The sequence below is a fragment of the Pseudomonas sp. genome, from assembly GCF_049300855.1.
GTDB lineage: Bacteria > Pseudomonadota > Gammaproteobacteria > Pseudomonadales > Pseudomonadaceae > Aquipseudomonas.
In genome coordinates this window covers 87,627-108,749 of the sequence record NZ_JBAQKH010000054.1, presented here as the reverse complement: position 1 = coordinate 108,749, position 21,123 = coordinate 87,627, and the positions used below count along the sequence as shown (strand labels likewise).

22 protein-coding genes are annotated in these 21,123 nt (G+C 60.5%); 10 read left to right on the top strand and 12 right to left on the bottom strand.

The annotated features are described in order from the left end of the window. The first annotated feature begins 173 nt into the window (after positions 1-173). The 5 genes from WA225_RS25715 to WA225_RS25695 all read left to right on the top strand — a co-directional run bounded on the left by WA225_RS25715 (position 174) and on the right by WA225_RS25695 (position 4,937). A complete protein-coding gene (locus WA225_RS25715; RefSeq protein WP_422610161.1) occupies positions 174-1,574 on the top strand; it encodes a COG3014 family protein in 1,401 nt (466 codons plus the stop codon). Between the two features lie 207 nt (positions 1,575-1,781). Further along, a complete protein-coding gene (locus WA225_RS25710; RefSeq protein ID WP_422610160.1) occupies positions 1,782-3,176 on the top strand; it encodes a COG3014 family protein in 1,395 nt (464 codons plus the stop codon). Positions 3,177-3,191: 15 nt separating this feature from the next. Continuing rightward, a complete protein-coding gene (locus tag WA225_RS25705; RefSeq protein ID WP_422610159.1) occupies positions 3,192-3,566 on the top strand; it encodes a YcfL family protein in 375 nt (124 codons plus the stop codon). A gap of 36 nt (positions 3,567-3,602) precedes the next feature. Next, positions 3,603-4,190: a penicillin-binding protein activator LpoB gene (gene lpoB / locus WA225_RS25700; RefSeq protein WP_016772610.1), complete on the top strand. Its 588-nt coding sequence runs from the start codon at positions 3,603-3,605 to the stop codon at positions 4,188-4,190. 3 nt (positions 4,191-4,193) lie between these two features. Further along, positions 4,194-4,937, top strand: coding sequence for a penicillin-binding protein activator LpoB (locus tag WA225_RS25695; protein WP_422610158.1), 744 nt, complete (start codon positions 4,194-4,196; stop codon positions 4,935-4,937). A gap of 71 nt (positions 4,938-5,008) precedes the next feature. On the opposite strand, the gene rhtB is transcribed toward WA225_RS25695, so the two are convergent. The 3 genes from rhtB to WA225_RS25680 form a co-directional block, all read right to left on the bottom strand. Next, positions 5,009-5,641, bottom strand: a complete 633-nt coding sequence (gene rhtB, locus WA225_RS25690; RefSeq protein WP_034152015.1) for a homoserine/homoserine lactone efflux protein — start codon at positions 5,639-5,641, stop codon at positions 5,009-5,011. 190 nt (positions 5,642-5,831) lie between these two features. Then, positions 5,832-6,413, bottom strand: a complete 582-nt coding sequence (locus WA225_RS25685) for a mechanosensitive ion channel domain-containing protein (protein ID WP_422610157.1) — start codon at positions 6,411-6,413, stop codon at positions 5,832-5,834. Beyond that, positions 6,413-8,323, bottom strand: a complete 1,911-nt coding sequence (locus tag WA225_RS25680) for an ATP-binding cassette domain-containing protein (RefSeq protein WP_422610156.1) — start codon at positions 8,321-8,323, stop codon at positions 6,413-6,415. The genes WA225_RS25685 and WA225_RS25680 overlap by 1 nt, the downstream gene beginning before the upstream one ends. A gap of 50 nt (positions 8,324-8,373) precedes the next feature. On the opposite strand from WA225_RS25680, the gene WA225_RS25675 reads away from it, so the two are divergent. Next, positions 8,374-8,835, top strand: a complete 462-nt coding sequence (locus WA225_RS25675; protein ID WP_422610155.1) for a TIGR02444 family protein — start codon at positions 8,374-8,376, stop codon at positions 8,833-8,835. Here WA225_RS25675 and WA225_RS25670 read toward each other — a convergent pair. Further along, complete coding sequence (locus tag WA225_RS25670; protein WP_422610154.1) at positions 8,832-10,055, bottom strand: AlgP family protein; 1,224 nt, start codon at positions 10,053-10,055, stop codon at positions 8,832-8,834. The genes WA225_RS25675 and WA225_RS25670 overlap by 4 nt on opposite strands. Positions 10,056-10,247: 192 nt before the next feature. Here WA225_RS25670 and WA225_RS25665 point away from each other — a divergent pair, with 192 nt between their 5' ends. Then, complete coding sequence (locus WA225_RS25665; protein ID WP_422610153.1) at positions 10,248-10,913, top strand: FKBP-type peptidyl-prolyl cis-trans isomerase; 666 nt, start codon at positions 10,248-10,250, stop codon at positions 10,911-10,913. Between the two features lie 57 nt (positions 10,914-10,970). On the opposite strand, the gene WA225_RS25660 is transcribed toward WA225_RS25665, so the two are convergent. The 7 genes from WA225_RS25660 to WA225_RS25630 form a co-directional block, all read right to left on the bottom strand. Beyond that, positions 10,971-11,429, bottom strand: a complete 459-nt coding sequence (locus WA225_RS25660) for an Rsd/AlgQ family anti-sigma factor (RefSeq protein ID WP_064116385.1) — start codon at positions 11,427-11,429, stop codon at positions 10,971-10,973. A gap of 183 nt (positions 11,430-11,612) precedes the next feature. Beyond that, a complete protein-coding gene (locus WA225_RS25655; protein ID WP_422610152.1) occupies positions 11,613-12,164 on the bottom strand; it encodes a disulfide bond formation protein B in 552 nt (183 codons plus the stop codon). Positions 12,165-12,382: 218 nt separating this feature from the next. Then, the gene (locus WA225_RS25650) at positions 12,383-13,621 is read right to left on the bottom strand and encodes a heme biosynthesis protein HemY (RefSeq protein ID WP_422610151.1); all 1,239 of its coding nucleotides are present in this window, start codon (positions 13,619-13,621) and stop codon (positions 12,383-12,385) included. After that, positions 13,618-14,760 (bottom strand): uroporphyrinogen-III C-methyltransferase, encoded by a 1,143-nt coding sequence (locus WA225_RS25645; RefSeq protein WP_422610150.1) that lies wholly within the window; start codon positions 14,758-14,760, stop codon positions 13,618-13,620. The genes WA225_RS25650 and WA225_RS25645 overlap by 4 nt, the downstream gene beginning before the upstream one ends. Positions 14,761-14,776: 16 nt before the next feature. Further along, a complete protein-coding gene (locus tag WA225_RS25640) occupies positions 14,777-15,538 on the bottom strand; it encodes a uroporphyrinogen-III synthase (protein ID WP_422610149.1) in 762 nt (253 codons plus the stop codon). Beyond that, positions 15,535-16,476: a hydroxymethylbilane synthase gene (hemC, locus tag WA225_RS25635; RefSeq protein ID WP_422610148.1), complete on the bottom strand. Its 942-nt coding sequence runs from the start codon at positions 16,474-16,476 to the stop codon at positions 15,535-15,537. The genes WA225_RS25640 and hemC overlap by 4 nt, the downstream gene beginning before the upstream one ends. A gap of 138 nt (positions 16,477-16,614) precedes the next feature. Further along, positions 16,615-17,361, bottom strand: coding sequence for a LytR/AlgR family response regulator transcription factor (locus tag WA225_RS25630; RefSeq protein WP_007911111.1), 747 nt, complete (start codon positions 17,359-17,361; stop codon positions 16,615-16,617). 471 nt (positions 17,362-17,832) lie between these two features. Here WA225_RS25630 and argH point away from each other — a divergent pair, with 471 nt between their 5' ends. Continuing rightward, complete coding sequence (gene argH, locus WA225_RS25625; protein ID WP_422610147.1) at positions 17,833-19,227, top strand: argininosuccinate lyase; 1,395 nt, start codon at positions 17,833-17,835, stop codon at positions 19,225-19,227. A 120-nt stretch (positions 19,228-19,347) separates the two neighbouring features. Here argH and WA225_RS25620 read toward each other — a convergent pair whose 3' ends face one another. Next, the gene (locus WA225_RS25620; RefSeq protein WP_422610146.1) at positions 19,348-20,007 is read right to left on the bottom strand and encodes a glutathione S-transferase family protein; all 660 of its coding nucleotides are present in this window, start codon (positions 20,005-20,007) and stop codon (positions 19,348-19,350) included. 123 nt (positions 20,008-20,130) lie between these two features. Here WA225_RS25620 and WA225_RS25615 point away from each other — a divergent pair, with 123 nt between their 5' ends. After that, positions 20,131-20,421 (top strand): hypothetical protein, encoded by a 291-nt coding sequence (locus tag WA225_RS25615; protein ID WP_422610145.1) that lies wholly within the window; start codon positions 20,131-20,133, stop codon positions 20,419-20,421. A 275-nt stretch (positions 20,422-20,696) separates the two neighbouring features. After that, positions 20,697-20,942, top strand: a complete 246-nt coding sequence (locus tag WA225_RS25610) for a TIGR02647 family protein (protein ID WP_008084565.1) — start codon at positions 20,697-20,699, stop codon at positions 20,940-20,942. The last annotated feature ends 181 nt before the right edge of the window (positions 20,943-21,123 follow it).

Below are 21,123 nucleotides of genomic sequence, written 5' to 3'. Positions count from 1 at the left end.
ATTGTTCACTTCGAAGGCGTTTCCCTCAAGCTTTGTCGGCATTCAGCGCAACGCCGCGGCGTGCAGCGAGCTGATTGATCGGCTTTGAAGCGTCATCCACAGCCCCCGGCATCTGCAAACCGTCCGTATAATGCGCCATCATTTCGCCTTCTCCGTTCAAGGAAGAACCCGCTATGCGCCACTGTCTGCTGCCGTGCCTTCTGATTGCTGCGCTTGTGCAACTCAGCGGTTGCGCCGCTTACCGTAATTACGACCTGGAGCTGGAACAGACCACGCAACAGCTCAAGGCCGGCAATATCGATGGCTCACTCGCTTTGATCGAGGCGCATAACCCAGGCGAAGAGAAGGATTTGCTCTATTACTTCGAAAAGGGTGCGGTACTGAGCGCTGGCGGTGAGTTGCCACAGAGCCAGGTTGCCTGGCGCAGTGCCGAGCAGATGGTTATACAGCGCCAGGACACCATCGAAACTACCGGCGACAAGTTGCTCGCCGCCATGGGCAATCAATGGGGCAGCATCATCAATGACAAGCTGCGCCGCTATGATGGCTACGATTACGAAAAAGTCATGCTGACCACACAAATGGCCCTGAACCAGTTGGCCATGAATGACTTCGACGGCGCCCGTGCCGACATCAAGAAAACCCACGAGCGCGAAGCGCTGATCGCCCGACAACGCGAACTGGAATACGAGCGCGTTGAAGAAGCGGCCAAGGCCAACGGCGCCCGCGTCCATTACAAGGACCTGCAAGGCTACCCAGTGGTCATGCTCGATTCACCCGCCGTCATTGCCTTGAAAAACGGCTACCAAAGCGCGTTCAGTCACTATCTCGCCGGGTTCACCTACGAAGCGCTCGGCGAAAAAGACCTGGCGGCGCCCGGCTATCGTCAAGCGATCGAGTTGCGCCCGGACATGGCGTTTTTCCAACAGGCCTTGCGCGATCTCGACAGCCCTGGACTGAAGGCAGACGAAAGCGATGTGCTGATCATCGTGCAGAGCGGACTGGCGCCGGCCCGCAGCTCCGTGCGCGTGCCCTACCCGGTGAAGCTCGCGGACGGGCAAGTCATCGTCGCCAATGTTTCGTTTCCGGTGATGGTTCCCGACACCTCGACCCCCGCATTCAATCAGGTGGCTATTGATGGTCGTCAGAAAAAGCTGATCGCGGTCAACAGCATTACCGACATGTCCTTGCGCACCCTGCGTGACGACATGCCCGGCATTATCCAGCGCACGACCTATCGGGCCTTTCTGGCAGCCGATGTTCAAGCCACGGACAATCGACGCGATCCGAGCAAAGCCTCCTACGTCACTCACTGGGACGGTTTCGAGCAGGCCGACACTCGCACCTGGCGCACCCTGCCCAACCTCACCCAAGTCGTGCGTCTGCGCCTGAAAAAAGGTGACCACCTGATCAGCCTGCCGAACGCCCCCAGCGCTGCGCCATTGAAAATCCGCATCGACCAGAACCGCCAGGTGATAGGCCTGCGTGCCTTGGGTGATCGTGTGTTTGCCAATGGCAGCGCATTTCAGCCAAACGGGGCGTCGGGAAAAAACGTGGTATCCAGCTTGAAATAAGTAATGGCACCTAACTTACCAGTGCAATTAAAAAGCTATTACATAGCCACCACCGCCTGCTTATAATGCCGCGCCCGCGTTATTGCGCTCGGGCATTAAAGCTCCTCTTGTTATGAGGAATTGGCAGGAGGCCAACGCCACTGTCGATGGGTCACACCAGCCCGACCAGCATTCGCGGCTGTTTTACTCCAGGGAAGAAGTACCCCCATGGCATTCCGCGCCCCCACTCTGATCGCGCTCAGCGCCGTCACTCTGCTGTCCGGCTGTTCGGCGTTTCGCAACTACGACTCGGAACTGGCACAGACCAACCAGCAACTGGCCACCGGCAACGTCGACGCCGCCCTGACCCTGCTGGAAAAGAACAACACAGGCCCCGACAAAGACCTGCTCTATTACTTCGAGAAGGGTGAGTTGCTGCGCGCCAAGGGCGATCTGTCCGGCAGCCAGAATGCCTGGACCAGCGCCGATGTAGTGGTGGGTCAGTGGGAAGACTCGGTCAAGCTCGACACCGGCAAGTACCTGGCCCAGTTCGGCAGCTTCATCGTCAACGACAAAGTGCGTCGTTACGAAGGCTACGACTACGAAAAAGTCATGCTGACCACGCAGATGGCCCTGAACCTGCTGGCGGTCAATGACTTCGACGGCGCGCGCACCGCGATCAAGAAGACTCACGAACGTGAAGCGGTAATCGCCGAGCTGCGTGACAAGGAATACCTCAAGAGCGAAGAAGAGGCCGAGAAAGAAGGCATCAAGACCCAGTACAAAGACCTGCAGGGTTATCCGGTCGCCAGCCTCGACGCCCCGGAAGTGGTCGGTCTGAAAAACAGCTACCAGAGTGCTTTCAGCCATTATCTGTCCGGTTTCGTCTATGAAGCGTTGGGCGAGAAAGGCCTGGCTGCACCGGGTTACCGCAAGGCTGCCGAACTGCGTCCGAACACGCCGTTGCTGGAGCAGGCACTGGTCAACCTCGACAAGCCAAGCAAGTCCGACGACAGCGATATTCTGATCGTCGTGCAAAGCGGTCTGGCGCCAGCCCGTGACTCGATCCGTGTGCCACTGCCATTGCCGATCTCCAACAACGTGGTGATCACGCCGCTGTCGTTCCCGATCATCAAGCCGGACACTTCCACCGCGACATTTGCGCAGATCGGCGTCGACGGTCAGCAGGTCGATCTGACCGCACTCAACAGCACCACCGCCATGTCCCGCCGCGCCCTGCGTGACGACATGCCGGGGATCATCGTGCGCACCACCGTGCGGGCGATCACCAAAGGCGTGGCGCAGAAGAAGATCAACGAAACCAACCCGCTGGCCGGTCTCGCCGTCGGCATCTCTTCAGCTGTGCTCGAAGGTGCCGATACCCGTACGTGGCGTACCCTGCCGGACAACACCCAAGTGGTGCGTCTGCGCCTGAAAAAGGGTGAGCATCAGGTTACCCTGCCGAGCGCCGTGGGCGGTTCGGTGGTCAAGGTCACTGTCGATCAGCGTTATCAGGTGATCAGCCTGCGCGCCGTCGGCAACCAGGTGTTCGCCGGTGGCCTCGCCGCACACGTCGTCCCGAGCGCCAGCGCGACCAACGTCGCCAGCCTCAAACAACCTTAAGAACGGAGTCTTTGCATGCGCTTCAAACTCATCGCCGTCGCCGCCCTCGCCTTGTTGGCGAGCGGCTGCGCCACCCCGCCACCGCCAGAGCCGGGCAGCGCCGCGAGCAAAGTCGTGGCCATGGGTCCGCAGAAACACATCGTCGTCGGCGCCATGCGCGTCGCCCGCGAAAACGGCTTCATGACGGTCAATGTGCAGTTGAGCAACACCCTCAACAGCAACAAGATTTTCTACTACCGCTTCGCCTGGCTCGGCGCGGAAGGTTTCCCGATCGCCGAAGAAGAAGTGTGGAAAAGCCAAATGATGTACGGCGCCCAGACCAGCTTCATTCAAGGCATCGCCCCGACCCCGAAAGCCGTGGACTTCCGTCTGGAACTCAAGACGCCGTAAGCCTGCCACCCTATTCCTGATTTAGAGAGCACTCCCATGTTTGCACGCTTTTCCTGCATCGCCGTCATCGCCCTGCTGGCCTCCGGTTGCGCCAACACCTCGCCGACCCTGGGCAGCAAGAACATCAGCTACGGCGACACCAAAGCGGTTGAAACCGTGACCAACGAATTCGGCTCGACCGACCTGCAAATGATCGCCGAGTCGATGACCCGCTCGCTGGCTCAGTCCGGCATTCTGCAGGGCCGTCCGGTGGTTCAGGTCTACGACGTGAAGAACAAGACCAGCGAGTACATCGACACCCGCGAAATCACCACCAGCATCAAGACTCAGCTGATGAAAACCGGCGTGGCCCGTTTCGCCAGCGACAACAACGCCATGCAGAGCCAGGTTGATCAGCTCAAGCTGCAAAACCAGAGCGGTCTGTACAAGAAAAGCACCGTGGCCAAGACTGGCAACATGGTTGCCGCCAAGTACCGCATCGAAGGTTCGATCAGCTCGATCGTCAAGCGCAGCAGCGACTACAAGGACGTCTTCTACAAATTCAGCCTGCAACTGATCGACGTTGAAAGCGGTCTGGCCGAGTGGATGGACGAAAAAGAGATCCGCAAAACCACGGAGCGTTAATTGATGCGCGCATGGATTGGCATGATGGCCCTGGCTTGCGCGTGCAGCGCGCAGGCGGCCCCGAAAGTCGCGGTGACGGATCTGGCCTATCAGGAACGTGTGGAGCAATACATCCACATCGTTTCGGCCCAGAGCAATCATCGCGAGGGTTACTACAGCTCCAGCGGCTCGTCGAGCTACAACGAGATCGAAGCGAGCACCAGCTACATCGAGCAAGGCGAGTTGCGTAAATTCACCGGCGACATCAAGGGTGAAATTCTGCGTACCGGCATGTTCCAGCTGGTGCAGGGCACGCCGTACACCGCGTCGTCCAAGGGTGACGTCTACGACGTGATCAAACGCATCAAGGCCGGCAACTTCAAAGGCGCCGACTATGTGCTGTTCGGCACCGTGTCGGACATCGATTTCACCCAGGACATCAACGAGCTGGCGAACACCGACAGCTATTCGGCAGTGCTGGGCCTGACATTGGTGGCGGACTTCAGCCTGATCAACACCAAGACCTTCGAGATCACCTCGGCCTTCACGGCGATGGGCGAAGCGCAGGACACCAAACTGGTGAACCACCGCGACATCAAGATCTCGCTGAACCGCCCACGGGTGGTACGTGACGTGTCAAAGGCATTGGGTGAGGACGTGGCCGGGCAACTGAGCATGCAGCTCGGTGGTGGCGGTTACGAACAGCCGCGTGAGCCGGCGCAACGCAACAACTTGCCGCGTGATACTGCGCCGGTGATCTTGCGCTGATCCTTGGCCGCTCTGCGTCCCAGCCACAAAAAAGGCGACCCGCAAAGGTCGCCTTTTTTTGCCTGCGCGGTTTATGCTGCCGCTTTACGCAGCGTCGCCATAAACGCCGCCGCGCCGATGAACAGCCCGGCAAACGTGCGGTTCATGCGCTTCTGCTGTTGCGGGGTGCGCAACAGACGCAGCACCTTCGATGCCAGACCGGTGTAGCCCGCCATGACGATCAGGTCGACGCAGACCATGGTCACACCAATCACCACATACTGAATCAGCAACGGTGCATGCGGGTTGATGAACTGCGGCAACACTGCGAGCATGAACACCAAGGCCTTGGGGTTGCTGATGTTCACCAGAAAGCCACGGAACACCAGCGCCAGCGGTTTGCCGATCGGCCGTACCGCCGCGTCATCGCTCATGTCCATGGGAAGCGCGCGCCACTGCTTGATGGCCAGATACACCAGATAAGCGACACCGAACCATTTGATCGCGTGGAAGGCCGTGGCCGAAGCGGTGAGGATCGCGCCAACACCGGCGCCGACAATCGCGATCTGCACCGCCAGACCAATCTGCAGGCCGAGGGCGTTCCAGTATCCGCGCCAGAACCCGTATTGCAGACCGCTGGACATCGACGCAATGGCGCCAGCACCCGGGGACAGACTGATCACCCAGCAGGCGGCAAAAAACGCCAGCCATGTTTGAAGCTCCATCGCACACCTCGATTCATGCTCGTGACAAATGCCTAAGCTAATGCGGGTTCGGGTGGATGACTACCAGTTTTTGCTAAATATTGCGGGAAGCTGAGGGCCCCTTCGCGAGCAAGCTCGCTCCCACAGTAGACCGCGATCCGATGTGGGAGCGAGCCTGCTCGCGAAGGCGTCAGAACAGACACCGCAGAATTTACTTCTCGAAACCGCTCGAAGGGAATACATCGGTCCCGCGCCAACGCCGCACCGAACGCTGGAAGAACAGACTATTGGGCACTTGCACCATCGCGCTGCCAGTCCCGAGCTCTTCCGCCTCGATCAACGTGGTGTAAAGCAGATTGATCGCCACCACCCGGCCCTTGACGCCGGGCTTGTCCGTGGTGTCCACCAGCTCAACGATATCGCCCAGGCGAAACGGCCCGACGGTGAAAATCAGAATCGCGCAGAGCAGGTTCGACAGCACACTCCACATGGCGAAGAACGCCACCGCCGCCACCGCAACGAAACCCGACAGCGCCGTCCACAACACCGTGGCTGACACGCCGAGGCGCTCCAGCACAAAGATCAGCGCGCTGCCCATGATCAGCCAGCGCAACACACCGCGCAGCGGCATCAGCAACTGTGGCGGGAACGGATAGCGCTCGCCCAGTCGGGTCAGGCCCTTGGCAACGAAGCGCTGGGCGAGATAGCCGGCCAGCAGGATCAGCAGAATCTGCACCGCAAACCAGATCGGCTCGACCCACTCTGCCGGCAGCGGCAGCTTGAACGCGTCCATCAGGACAGCGCCTCCAGCTCCGCCTGCATGCTTTCCAACACCTCGAGAGCCTCCATCCACGCCTCTTCCAGCTCGCCTTCACGAACCTTCAACCTGGCCTGTTCGGCGAGCAGATCACGCAATTCGTTCTTGCGTGCCGGCTCGTAGATGTCGCTGTCGCCGAGGCTGGCGTCGACCTTGGCGAGCTTCTCGTGAAGCTTGCCCAACTCGGCTTCGAGCTTGTCGGCTTCACGCTTGTGCGGGGCCAGTTGCTGACGCAACGCAGCCGCCGCCTGACGCTGAGCCTTCTTGTCAGTCTTGTCCGGGTTGACCGGAGTGCTGCTGACCGGCGCATTGCGCTGGCGGTATTCCACCAGCCAGCGCGCGTAGTCTTCGAGGTCGCCATCGAACTCTTCGACCTTGCCGTCAGCGACCAGGTAGAAGTTATCGGTGGTGCTCTTGAGCAAGTGTCGATCGTGAGACACCACCAACACCGCGCCGCTGAATTCCTGCAGCGCCATGGTCAGCGCCAGGCGCATTTCCAGATCGAGGTGGTTGGTCGGTTCGTCGAGCAGCAACAGGTTCGGGCGTTCCCAGGCGATCAGGGCCAAAGCCAGACGCGCCTTTTCGCCACCGGAGAAATTCAGCACCGGCTCATCGATGCGCGCGCCACGGAAGTCGAAGCCGCCGAGGAAGTCGCGCAGAGTCTGCTCACGCTCAGTCGGCGCCAGACGCTGCAAGTGCAGCAACGGACTGGCCTTGGAATCCAGCGAGTCGAGCTGATGCTGAGCGAAGTAACCGACCACCGTGTTCTCGCCACGGGTCAGGCGCCCGGCGATCGGTGACAGCTCGCCGGCGAGGTTTTTGATCAGGGTCGATTTACCCGCGCCGTTCGGGCCGAGCAGGCCGATCCGCGCACCCGGGGTCAGTTGCAGCTTGACCTTCTCCAGGATGGTTTTGTCGCCATAGCCCAGACGCGCATCCGACAGGTCGATCAGCGGGCTGGAGATTTTGCTCGACTCGCGGAAAACGAAATCGAACGGCGAATCGACGTGGGCCGCCGACAACTCTTCCATCCGCTCCAGGGCCTTGATCCGGCTCTGCGCCTGACGGGCCTTGGTCGCCTGCGCCTTGAAGCGGGCGATGTAGCTTTCCATGTGCGCACGCTGCGCCTGCTGCTTCTCGTAGGCCTGTTGTTGCTGGGCCAGACGCTCGGCACGGGCGCGCTCGAAGGCGCTGTAGCCACCGCGGTACAAGGTGATCTTGCGCTGATCGACATGCGCGACGTGATCGACGACTTCGTCGAGGAAATCGCGGTCGTGGGAAATCAGCAGCAAGGTGCCCGGGTAGCTTTTCAGCCACTCTTCGAGCCAGATGATCGCGTCGAGGTCCAAGTGGTTGGTCGGTTCGTCGAGCAGCAACAAGTCCGACGGGCACATCAAGGCCTGCGCGAGGTTCAGGCGCATCCGCCAGCCACCGGAGAAATCGCCGACCTGACGATCCATCTGCTCGTTGGTGAAACCGAGACCGGCGAGCAACTTGCGCGCTCGCGCATCGGCGGTGTAACCGTCGGCGCTGTCGAGTTCCGAGTGCAGACGGGCCTGAGCAGCACCGTCGTGCGCCGCTTCGGCGGCGGCGAGGTCACGTTGCACCTCGCGTAGACGCAGGTCGCCATCGAGCACATAGTCGACGGCAAGGCGCTCGAGCGTCTCGATCTCCTGGCGCATATGGGCGATGCGCCAGTCAGCCGGCAGGAAGCAATCACCCGAGTCCGGATGCAGCTCACCCCGAATCAGGGCGAACAGGCTCGATTTGCCGGCGCCGTTGGCACCGATGAGGCCAGCTTTGTGGCCGGCGTGCAGGGTCAGCTCGGCGTCTTCTAGCAGACGTTGCGGGCCACGCTGTAAAGTCAGGTTCTGAAGTCGGATCATAATGGCGGCGGAGTCTACCAGCTTCGCTCACAACTGGCGCGAGTAGCACGATGTCCTCTGACCTGTGGAGCTTTTCCCTTGCCACCTACGCCCGACCGGGCGTGGAAGACGCCTGCCTGCAACTGCAAACGGCGGGCGCGAACGTGTGCCTGCTGTTGTGTGGCTTATGGCTGGAACAACGCGGGGTGAACTGCGATGAACAACGCATCAACGCGCTTCAGGCGCTGACCACACCGTGGGATACCGAGGTGGTGCAGCCGCTGCGCGCACTGCGTATGCAATGGAAAGCGCGGGCGCTTGATGATGCGGTGCTGAAAGGCATGCGCGAGCAGATCAAATCACTCGAACTTGAAGCTGAGCGAGCGTTGCTGTCACGGCTTGAGGGTGTGGCGCAGGAGTGGTCGCAAAACGGCGCAGGCGCGAAGACCTGGCTGGAAGGATTGGCCGGCGCGGCGGCCAGCCCGAACCACGACGCGCTGCAAGTGCTGCGCGTCGCGGCAACCGGCACTTAGGAAGCGCTGGTTGGGTTGTTGCTGACGCTCGACACAGCGGCTGGCGATGGCGCCGTCGAAGGGGTCGAGGCAGTAGCGGCAGGTGCCGGTGCAGCTGGCGCAGCCGAAGTTGCCGGTGCGGCAGGTTTGGCAGCCGGAGCAATAGCCGGTTTGGCGGCAGCTGGTTTGGCGGCAGCTGGTTTGGCAGCGGCTGGCTTTTTAACGGCGGGTTTTGCCGCTGGCTTGGCGGCTGGTTTTGCAGCAGCAGGCTTGGCGGCAGCAGTGGCTGGTTTAGCAGCAGCGGCTGGCTTGGCTGCCGGTTTGGCGGCGGCTTTCACGGCTGGTTTTGCTGGTGCTTTTGCCGCAGGTTTGGCTGCAGCCGGTTTGGCAGCAGTCTTGGCAGCGGGTTTAGCCGCAGCAGTACGAGCAGCAGGTTTCGCCGCTGGTTTCGCTACAGGTTTGGCAGCAGTTTTGGCAGCAGGTTTAGCGGCCGGTTTGGCGGCTGCGGTTTTCGCCGGAGCCGCTTTGGCAGCAGCCGGTTTGGCAGCGACGGCACGGCTAGCTGGTTTAGCAGCGGCAGTACGGGCAGCAGGTTTTGCCGCAGTGGTTTTAGCCGCTGGTTTGACAGCGCTCGCCGCAGCTGGTTTTTTCACTGCAGGTTTTGCCGCAACTTTGGCAGCTGGTTTTGCAGCGGCTTTCACGGGTGCTTTTGCAGCAGGCTTGGCGGTAGTTTTAGCAGCAGCTTTTGCGGCAGGTTTGGCCGCCGCAGTTTTCGCCGCAGCTTTGGCTGCAGCAGGTTTGGCTGCGGCTTTCTTCGCCGGGGCCGCTGCCGGTTTGGCTGCGCGGGTGGACAATACTTTACCCACGGCTTCTTGAACACGACCCACACCCTGGGCCAGCTTCAGGCTTTCCTGAGCATCGCGCTTGAGTTGCAGAATGTAGCTGCGGGTGTCGGACTGACGATCCTTCAAGGCATCGAGCAGGTCTTCCAGTTCTTTTACTGCGCCCTTGGCTTTGGTCTGTGCCTTGGCTTTACCGGCAGTGGCTGCGTCCTGCAATTTAGTGCGGGACTTGTGCAGTTTTTCCTGCGCCTTGCCGCGTTGCTTTTCCAGTTTGGCGAGCAGTTTTTCAGCATCAGCCAAGGCTTGGGAGCAAGCGTTTTCCAGATGCTCGAGCAGGCTGCCCGAGAGTTGTTGGAGTAAGTGCAACGGAGTGTTTACAGGCTTCTTGGTGGCCGACATGGTTTACCTCCTGGCTGACGTGAGTGCGGCTCATACTAGACCTCTGCAGTTACCGCCGCTAGGGCATCTTGACAGTATCGATTGCGTTGCGTTGCACCGAAGCGAAAATGTTCTGCGCAAAGGTAAAAGCAGTTCACCGTTGCCGACGTTCACGCTGGCATAATCCACCGCATCTCAGGACGGAGAGTGCCCATGTCGCGCTACTTTTTTTTATCCCTTTGCATGGTTTTTTCGGCGGCTCACGCTGACGAAAAAACCAACGCGAACGATGCTCACGATCTGGCCTACAGCCTCGGTGCCAGCCTCGGTGAACGGCTGCGTCAGGAAGTCCCGCAATTGCAGATTCAGGCGTTGGTCGACGGCTTGCAGCAGGCTTATCAAGGCAAGCCGCTGGCGCTGAGCGAAGCCCGCATTGAACAGATTCTGGCCGATCACGAATCGCAGAATGCCGAGCACTCGGCACAACCTTCGAGTGACGCCGCGATGGAAAACGAACAGCGGTTTCTCACCGCAGAAAAAGCCAAACCGGGTGTGAAGGAATTGGCCGATGGCATCCTGCTGACCGAGCTGACGCCAGGCACCGGTACCAAGGCCGGACCGGACGGAAAAGTGCAGGTGCTGTATGTCGGTCGACTGCCGGACGGCACCGTGTTCGACCAGAACACTCAGCCGCAATGGTTCAACCTCGACAGCGTGATTGCCGGCTGGCGCACCGCGTTGCAGAACATGCCGGTAGGCGCGAAATGGCGACTGGTGATTCCATCGGATCAGGCGTACGGCGCCGACGGTGCCGGCGACTTGATCGCGCCGTTTACACCGTTGGTGTTCGAAGTGGAATTGCGTGGCGCGACCAGTTGAACAGGCAATAAAAAACGGTGCGTTTGGGGCGCACCGTTTTTTTGATCGGTAGAAAAATCAGGCCTGAACCGGATCCTCTTCCTTGTGCGCCGTATGCAGCACTTCAATCAGGCAGTCTTCGAGCTCGAAGCGCTCATGCAGCAGGCCGCCGAGCTCCTTGAATTTCTCGGCAACGCATTTGCCTTCGTCGCACAGATCGTTGAACGCGAGGAGCTTTTCGGTGATGACGTCGATACGTGGATAGATCGTCTCGGCGAGTTCCAGACCACGCTTGTCATTGAACGCCTTGGCTTCGCCAGTCAGCTGTTCGTAGATTTCGAAGTGCCCGGCCGAAACGTAATCGACCAGCACGCCGCAGAATTCCTGCAAGGGCTTGCGGCTCTCGGACAGCGACTCAGGCTGCGCGCCGAGCTTGTCGTAGGCGCCGATCAGATCTTCACGCTCCTGCAACCAGCGGTCGATCAGCAGATGAACTCCACCCCAGCGTTCCTGAGCATTCTGACAACTTTCGAGCATGGCGATCTCTCTTCCCTTGTGGGTCATGCTGCTCTACACCCGCGCCCCTCTTTTGATTTTGGCTTGGGGGCCGGCCGGGCAGAGCGTCATCGAGCAACATAATTCCAATGACACGTGCGGGCCAGATTATGCCCGCACGCCTATGGCTTCAAGGTACGCAGGAGATAAAGTTCATACAAGTGTTTAATCCCGCAGCGGCTCCCGGTGCGACGCTTCGCCGCTGAGCGGTCGTTGCAGAGCACTCCAGGCCAGCCGCAACATTTGATAGACCGCTAGAATCGACACCGCGACGAAGAGCAAAAGGCTCCACTCGGGAATGCTCAGATCGAACAGCGTCCAGGAAATTTCCGCGCAATCAGCGCCTCCGGTAAACACCCTCTGCAAGGCGCAGATCCACGGCAACCCGCTCAATAGCATCTCGGAGGTCGGGGAGCAGTTGGTCAATTGCAGCACCGGGTCACTCTGTATCAACACTTGCCGCCAGGCCGCCGTGGTGCCACCCAGGCTTGCACCCAGCGTCAGCAGCCAGTAAAGCCACAAACCGCCACGCTTGGGGCCGTGTACCGCCGCCAGACCACAGAAAACGCACAGCAGCGTGAGGAACAACCGCTGCACCAGGCACAGGCTGCACGGCGTCAGGCCGACCGCGTATTCAAGATAATAGGAAGCTCCCAGAGCAAAGGCCCCCGCAGTGAAAGCCATGAAGAACAAGGAGCGTGAGCAGGCCAACGACATGGCTTTTCCGTAACAGTAGAGACAGGCTGTTACGGTAGAGGAAAGCGCGTCAGCCTTTCAAGGCGAGGCCCTGCCGACAGTTCACCAGAGGTGTAGGGAAAACCCGACAGGTTAGCGAGGAAACGATGTAGCCCTGTGTAGGACTTTATCCGGGATGCCGGAAAAAGTTGAATTATCGAGGGCAAAAGGTCAACGAGGGAGTGGCCTCCCTCGCGTCTTCAGACCTGAGCCAGGGCCGGCAGCGGCGCGGCCAGCAGGCGTTCATCCAACAAGCCCAGACCTTCCTGAAACAACTGATTGCTGCGTTCGGTATCGCCCAGCTGCGCGAGCAGGCGTGCAAGTTCGGCACACGCCTCAGGGTTGCGCTGCACCCGCAAACTGCTTTCCAGATAATCCCGCGCTTTGCCCCACAGACTGGTTTGCAGGCACAGACGCCCCAGCGTCAGCAGCAGGCTCGGGTCGCTCGGGTGCTCCTTGAGCCAGCCTTCGGCCGTTTGCAACTGACGTGCAGGATCACTGCCGCGCACCAGACCATAAAGACGTGCGAGATGGCTGTCGTACTTGCGCTTCAGGGCTGCGCGCAGGACTTCTTCAGCCTGCACCTGAGCCCCCAGCTGACGTAACTGTTCGGCGTACGCCAGCACCAGCGCTGGTTCCTGACGCTGAGCAGAGGTGAGTTGCTCCCACGCCCGCTGGAGCGACTGCAAGCCCACCGTGCCGTCCTCTTCACGGTGCGCGGCCAACGACAGGTTTTCACCCCAGGCACGACGTTCCAGCTCCGCCAGTTCGGCCGACGGCAGGACCTTGTCCTTACGCAGCTCCGGCAGCAGGCGAATCACCGCCGACCATTCACCGCGTTGTTGATACAGACGCTGCAACTGACGCAGTGTCTGGGCATTGTGCGGATGCCGCTCGTGCATCGCTTGCAGGGTCACCAAGGCACCGTCGGTATCACCACGGTCGGTCTGCAACTGCGCATGACTCAAGGCAATCGCCAGCTCGGCCTGAGGCTGACGCTCCAGCGCACGTTCCAGCAAACGATCGCACTCCTCGTAATGGCCTTGCTCGTTGGCCGCACGGGCAGCGCCGAGGTAATACAGCAGGGGCTGACGCTCGGCTTCAGCCGCTCGATAGAGATGCCGCTGCGCACTGGCCCAGCGACCTTCAGCCAGATCCAGTTGACCATGCTCGATCGCCACCTGAACGCGGCGACTGCGGTTGCGGCGCGACCATGGGTTGACCACGCCACTGGACGTCATGACCAGCTCGACCAACGCCTTGATCCCCCAGATCAACAGCCATAGCACCGCGATCACCGCCAGAGTCGCCCACAGGCTCGACTCGTAACGGAAGCTCTTGTAGGCGACCAACACGTAACCGGAATGCTCGGCAATCGCCAGGCCCAGCGCCGCCGTTGCGGCGATCACCAGAAACACGATCACATACAGGCGCTTCATGGCGTCGCCTCCTGCGCAGTGTTCGCAGCAGGCTTGGCGAAGGGTTTCACCGATTCTTCGGCATTGACGTTGCGCCGCTCAAGATAGGCTTGCACGGCACTGAGGGTGCCAGCCAGATCCGGAGTCGTGACCGTGACCGGCTCCTTGCTCAGCTCGGCGACCTGTTCGAGCATCACTTTGCTTTGCGGATTGTCCGGGTTGAAATTGCCCTTGAGCACATCACGTGCTTCGGCCAGCGCCTGGGTGTAAACCGGCGCCTGCCCGTTGAGCGCGGCCCACTGCGCCTGCTCAAGCGACAGGCTGAGGGCCAGACGCACCTGGCTCAGGCTCTGCCCGGCCAGCAGTGGCCGCACGTTTTTGTCAGCATTGAAATCGATACGGATGTAGCGCGAAACCTGATCCCACCACTGCGCCCAGCGGCTGGCGCCGTCACCCTCGGCGGTCAGGCCCAGCAGCGATTCGCCGCGGTCCTTGTACTCCGGCGCCAGCTCGGTGAGGTCGATGACTTGATCACGCAGCGCGCCGAGACGCAGGAACAAACCGGTGCGATCCGGTTGCGAAGTACTGCGCAGCGCCACCAGGGTTTTCGCTACTTGCTCGCGAGCGGCGAAGGAACCGGGATCGTTCTGCTCACGGAGGATTTCGTCCGCGCCCTGCACCAGTGCCTGAGCGCTGCTGATGTCCTGCAACGCCGACAGACGCAGGCTGGCCAGACGCAACAGGTGCTCGGCCTCTGCCAGACGCCAATCCTTGCGGCTCGCACCGAGGACGGTTTCCAGACGCTGATTGAGGCGCTGCTGATCACCCTGCAGTTGCGTGACCAGACGCTGGCGTTCAGCGAGTTCGTCGGCACCTGGCAACTGCGCGAGGCGCTCAGTCAGACGCTGTTCGTTGAGTTTCAGGCTCTGCGCCTGATCATTCAACGCCTGCACCTGGCCCGATTGTTGTTGCGTATTGGTCTGCAGGTGTCGCACCTGCCAGACACCCCAGCCACCGATGGCGACGCCAGCAGCGCCGAGCAACAGGGCGACGATGGCCAGTCCATTGCCTCGGCGCGGCTCTGTGGCCGGCGGTGGCGTTTCAACCCGGGCATCAATCACAGGTTGCACATCATCTTTAGGCAAGGCTGTTTCGCTCACGTATCCATCCTTTGCATTAGAAAACGGGTACGGGATGCTCCCGCAACGCCGTCAGCAAAGCCGCGGCACTCGCGCCGCGGCAATCCACAACTGTTTGAGCCCCGGCGGCATGTGCCAGCTCGGCGACCCTTGGGCTTGGAACAAACAACGGCAACTGCGCAATTGTCGGCCAGCCGTCGCCGGCCATCTGACGCAGGTGCTCAAAACCCTGTCCACTGCTGACCACCAGCCCGTTCAAGCGTTCCGCTTCGATCCGCCGCGACAGTTCGTTCGGCGCATAGGCTGGCAAGTCACGTCGATACAATTCCAGGTACTCGACACTAGCACCAAGCGTACGCAAACGCTCGGCGAGCAACTCGCGGCCGCCCTCCCCGCGCAGGATCAAGACCCGCGCACCGGGCTGGCTGACTGCCTCACGCAGACGCGGCAATTGCAGCAAGGCTTCGCTGTCATCACCGTCAACCGGGAAGTGTGCGTCGAGGCCACGATCCAGCAGAATCTGCGCGGTCGCGGCACCAACACTGAACCACGGCATCGTCAGCGAAGACACGTCGTCGAGCAGGTCCATGGCAATGCGCGCCGCCGGTTTGCTGACGACGATCACCGCGTTGCATCCCGGCAACAGCACCATCGCCTGACGAATCTTGTCAGAGACTGGCAGCGCGACGATGTCCAGAAGCGGCAAACAGCTACTGAAAACGCCCTGCGCCGCCAACGTCTCGGCGAGCGCCGCACAATCTTGCGCAGGGCGCGTCAGCAGCAGGCGCCAGTCAGTCACTCGTGACCTGCCTCGCCGTAGACTGCTTTGAGAATTTCGGCTGCGCCTTGGCTCAGCAAGTCTTCAGCCACCTGAACACCCAACGCCTCAGCATCGGCGCGTGGCGCGCGGGCTTCGGCGCCAAGCAGCAAGCCACCGCTCGGTTCACCGACCAGACCGCGCAACCACAACTGCTCGCCTTCAAGCACGGCGTAGCAGGCGATCGGCACTTGGCAGCCACCATTCAAATGTTTGTTGAGGGCACGTTCGGCGGTCACGCGCGATGAGGTATCGGCGTGATGCAACGGTGCGAGCAAGGCGTGAATTTCGCTGTCGGCGCTGCGGCATTCGATGCCGACCGCACCTTGGCCACCGGCCGGCAGGCTGTCATCGACGCTGATCGCCGAGGTGATGCGCTCTTCAAAACCGAGACGGATCAGGCCGGCGGCGGCGAGGATGATCGCGTCGTACTCACCGGCATCGAGTTTGGCCAGACGGGTATTGACGTTGCCGCGCAGGAAGCGGATTTCCAGGTCCGGCCGACGGGTCAGCAACTGCGCCTGACGACGCAGACTCGAAGTACCGACGATGCTGCCGGCAGGTAACGCTTCGAGGCTGGCATAGGTGTTGGAAACGAAAGCATCGCGCGGGTCTTCGCGCTCGCAGATGCAGAACAGGCCAAGGCCTTCAGGGAAGTCCATCGGCACGTCTTTCATCGAGTGCACGGCGATGTCGGCTGCGTTTTCGAGCAGTGCAGTTTCCAGCTCTTTGACGAACAAGCCTTTGCCGCCGATTTTCGACAGTGGCGAATCGAGCAGTTTGTCGCCGCGACTGACCATGGGCACCAGCGTCACCAGCAGGCCCGGATGGGCCGCTTCCAGACGGGCTTTGACGTATTCGGCCTGCCAGAGGGCCAGCGCACTTTTACGGGTGGCGATGCGGATTTCGCGAGAGGACATGGATCAATCCGTACTGAATAGATACGGCGGATAATAACAGCTCAGCCAAATCCACTTTGACTTGAATCAGAAACGACGTGGCCTCCCTGGCCCGCAATGCCCGGTAAAAAGTTCAGGGTGCCGCCCGGAATGACCGGGTTACAGGCCCTGCATCATTTTGCGCACACCGGCCACATGCCGACGACTGACGATCAGCGCATCACCATTGAGACCTTTGAGGAACAACTGGAAATGCCCCAGCGGCGTGCGTTGCAGACGTTCGATGCGATCGCGCGCGACCAGCGCGTTACGGTGGATACGCACGAATCGCTCGCCGAATTCGTCTTCGAGGGCCTTGAGCGGCTCGTCGAGCAGCACTTCGCCAGCCTCATGGCGCAAGGTCACGTATTTGTGGTCGGCAATGAAGTAAACCACCTGATCCAGCGGGATCAGTTCGATGCCTTTGCGGGTACGCGCGCTGATGTGGCTGCGCGGCCCGGTGCCACTTTCGGCAGCGGGACGGGTCAGGGCCGAGAGTTGCGCCCGGTTGGGACGTTCCGCCCGTTTCAGGGCGTCATGCAGATGTTCGGTTCGCACGGGTTTCACCACATAGCCCACGGCGCTGGCCTGCAGGGCTTCCACGGCAAATTCATCGGGGCTGGTGCAAAACACCACGGCGGGCGGCGTTTCTCGCTCGCACAGACGGGCAGCGACCTGCAGGCCATCGAGGCCCGGCATACGGATATCGAGCAGCACGATATCCGGCTTGTGGCTGTCGATCAGTGCCAACGCCTCCTCGCCATTCGTGGCGCTGGGCTCCAGGACTGTGTAACCCTCAAGCTCACTCACCATTCGGCTGAGGCGCTCGCGAGCCAGGGGTTCGTCATCAACGATCAGGACATTCATATTGCGCTGGATTCCTGCGTGAGTCTCGCACAAGGATAGCGTAGACAGGTGAAGTGACGTCCGTCACCGCGATCCACGCTAAGACTAGCCCGAGCGCCAAAAAGTGCCGTACGTCGGCCAGCAATATTTGCCAATGCCCGGGTCGTACTGCTCGAAGCCCGCTGTTTCCTGCGTTTCTCACGGGGTTTGCCGAAGGACAAAGCACCCACCCCCTCTTCTTATAGTCGGCGGCCAGACCTTTGCGCGATCTGCAGTCGCGCCGACCCTTATGTCCAACTGTAGACGCTCGCCGGGCCGATATTGCTCAATCGGAAAATATCCTTGTGCAAATCCCCCGGCACCTGCGCCGACTATGGTGCAGACAATGAGAAAAAAACGTATCGACCAGTGTCAGCGACAGGATTGGCAACCCTGTTATTATCCGCGCCAGCGTTTCACGCCTTTTTTCTTCAAGCCGATACGAGCGAATTCATGAGCACTGACAAGACCAATCAGTCCTGGGGCGGCCGCTTCAGTGAACCCGTCGACGCCTTCGTCGCCCGCTTCACCGCCTCCGTCACTTTCGACCAGCGCCTGTATCGCCACGACATCATGGGCTCGATCGCCCACGCCAGCATGCTGGCCAAGGTCGGCGTGCTGACCGATGCCGAGCGCGACAGCATCATCGATGGCCTGAAGACCATTCAGGGCGAAATCGAGGCCGGCCAGTTCGACTGGCGCATCGACCTCGAAGACGTGCACATGAACATCGAAGCGCGCCTGACCGATCGCATCGGCGTCACCGGCAAGAAGCTGCACACCGGGCGTAGCCGCAACGACCAGGTCGCCACCGACATCCGCCTGTGGCTGCGTGACGAGATCGACCTGATCCTCGCCGAAATCACCCGCCTGCAAAAAGGCCTGCTGGAGCAAGCCGAGCGCGAAGCCGCGAGCATCATGCCCGGCTTCACCCACCTGCAGACCGCGCAGCCGGTAACCTTCGGGCACCACATGCTGGCCTGGTTCGAAATGCTCAGCCGCGATTACGAGCGTCTGGTCGACTGCCGCAAGCGCACCAACCGCATGCCATTGGGCAGCGCCGCGCTGGCTGGCACCACCTACCCGATCGACCGCGAATACACCGCGCAACTGCTGGGCTTCGACGCCGTTGGCGGCAACTCGCTGGACAACGTTTCCGATCGTGATTTCGCCATCGAATTCTGCTCGGCCGCGAGCATCGCGATGATGCACTTGTCGCGTTTCTCCGAAGAACTGGTGCTGTGGACCAGCGCGCAGTTCCAGTTCATCGATCTGCCGGACCGTTTCTGCACCGGCAGCTCGATCATGCCGCAAAAGAAAAACCCCGACGTGCCAGAACTGGTGCGCGGCAAGACCGGCCGTGTGTTCGGCGCACTGATGGGCCTGCTGACCCTGATGAAAGGCCAACCGCTGGCCTACAACAAGGACAATCAGGAAGACAAAGAGCCGCTGTTCGACGCCGCCGACACCCTGCGCGACTCGCTGCGCGCCTTTGCCGACATGATCCCGGCGATCAAACCCAAGCACGCGATCATGCGTGAAGCGGCGCTGCGTGGTTTCTCCACTGCGACCGATCTGGCGGATTACTTGGTGCGTCGTGGTCTGCCGTTCCGTGATTGCCACGAGATCGTTGGCCATGCCGTCAAGTACGGCGTGGACACTGGCAAGGATCTGGCCGAGATGAGCCTGGCAGAACTGCGCCAGTTCAGCGACCAGATCGAAGAGGACGTGTTTGCCGTGCTGACCCTCGAAGGCTCGGTGAATGCTCGCGACCATATCGGCGGCACTGCGCCGGCGCAGGTCAAGGCAGCTGTGGTGCGCGGTCAGGCGCTGATCGCCAGCCGCTAAAAGCATCGCTGGCAAGCCAGCTCCCACAGGGTTATTTGCTGGAACACAATTTTTCGTTCGCCCCAAAGACCTGTGGGAGCTGGCTTGCCAGCGATGACTGACTTCAGAACGCTACAAACCTCACTTCTTGGCAGCGATCATCGCTAAAAACGCCGGCATCGCCGCCTCCTTGTCTGCCGCGATCTTCTGCACATGCGGGTTCTGCTCAAGCCGCTCGAGCAGCGCCTTCGCCTGCGGCAGCTCCGCCAGCAAATCAATCCCGAACAGTTTCTGCCCGACCGCACAGGCCAGCGGCACGCTGTAGAGGAAATACAAATCGGCAATGCTCAGACTGTCGCCCGCCACGTACGGGGCGAACTTGCCGTGTCGTCCCAGCGCCGCAAAACCCAGCAGCAATTCGGTTTTAGTCTTTTCCTTGATCGCATCCGGCAGGCTCATGCCGAAGAACGCTTCGCCATAGCAGGCGCGTCCCGGCAGTTCGATGTACAGCTCGATTTCCTTGGCAATCGCCAACACCTGCGCGCGCTCGAACGGATCGCTCGGCAGCAGCGGTGTGCCTTTCTGGGTTTGTTCGAGGTATTCGAGGATGATCGCCGTTTCGTTGATAAAACCGGCGTCTACACCCAGCACCGGTACTTTGCCGCGCGGGCTGATGGCCAGTGATTCCGGGGTTGCTGTCGGGTAGAAGGTGACCTCTTCGAACGGCAGGCCTTTTTCCAGCAGCGCCAGTTTGACCATGTTGTAGTAGTTGCTGACGGAGAATCCATAAAGCTTGAGCATCACATAGCCTCCAGGCCGTGCGGGGTGGGCAGTGCCTGTTTATAGATCGCTCAGGCGTTTCCCGCCAGCAGCATCACGCCGCTGAATGCGGGTAAACTGGCGCCTTTCCTTGAGGAGCCTGCCATGAGCGAGCCGACAGACATCGACAATGACAACGAAGAAGAAGAGTTCACCGAAGCGACGCTGATCGAAGCCATCGAGAACCAGATCGAAAGCGACAACCCGCCAGCGGCCAAAGCGACTTTCAACAAGCTGACGTTGGTAGGCACTGAACGTGAAGAGATCCTCAATCTGATGGCCCACGTGCTGGCCTACGAGATTGACGCGATGCTCGATGAAGACCGTGCGTTCAATACCGAATGGTACGAAGCGGCGCTGCGTGCACTGCCAGAGCTGCCACCCGAAAAGCAGTAACAACAAATCCCCCCCTGTGGCAGTGACGGTGCGACGATTCGACTTGCTCGCGAAGGCGTTTTATCAGTCAACTTATTTGGTGAGTGACACATCGCTTTCGCGAGCAAGCTCGCTCCCACACAATTTGTCACCCATCTATCCGCCCTGCGCCTGAGCCCCGACTACACTGGAATCCGCCTCAAGACAAAATCCCTGATCTGAGCACTGGACATGCCGCACAAGCGGGTTCACCTTAGGGACGCTGTCGTCCAATTCCTAGAAAGTCTGGAGTCCTTATGTCGCTTACCCCTGAGTTGGTTGCCGAACTGGAAGTCCTCGCACTCTTTCCCCTGGACAGTTCCCAGGAAGGTTTGAAAATTCATCAGACCGCTGCCCCGAAACATATTTCTGCCGCCAAACGCCTCTTTGAAAAAGACCTCACCGATCAGCCCGATGGCGGGTATCTGACCAGCCTCGGTCGCGACGCTGCACAAAATGTGCAAACCGTGCTGACCATTCTGAGAGAGCAAGAAACCGCCTGAATCTCCCCGACTTTGCCCACGGGAACTCCTGCCACGGGATTTCCGCGGGCCTGCCCGGTCGCCCGCGATAGAAATCTGACGTCAAAAAACAAATTCAGCTTAAAAGTCCCGCTGCGCTAAGGCTAAACTGCCTGACATTCCGAGACCCTCTACGTCCGAGCCTGCGAGCCGGTTTGAGCTG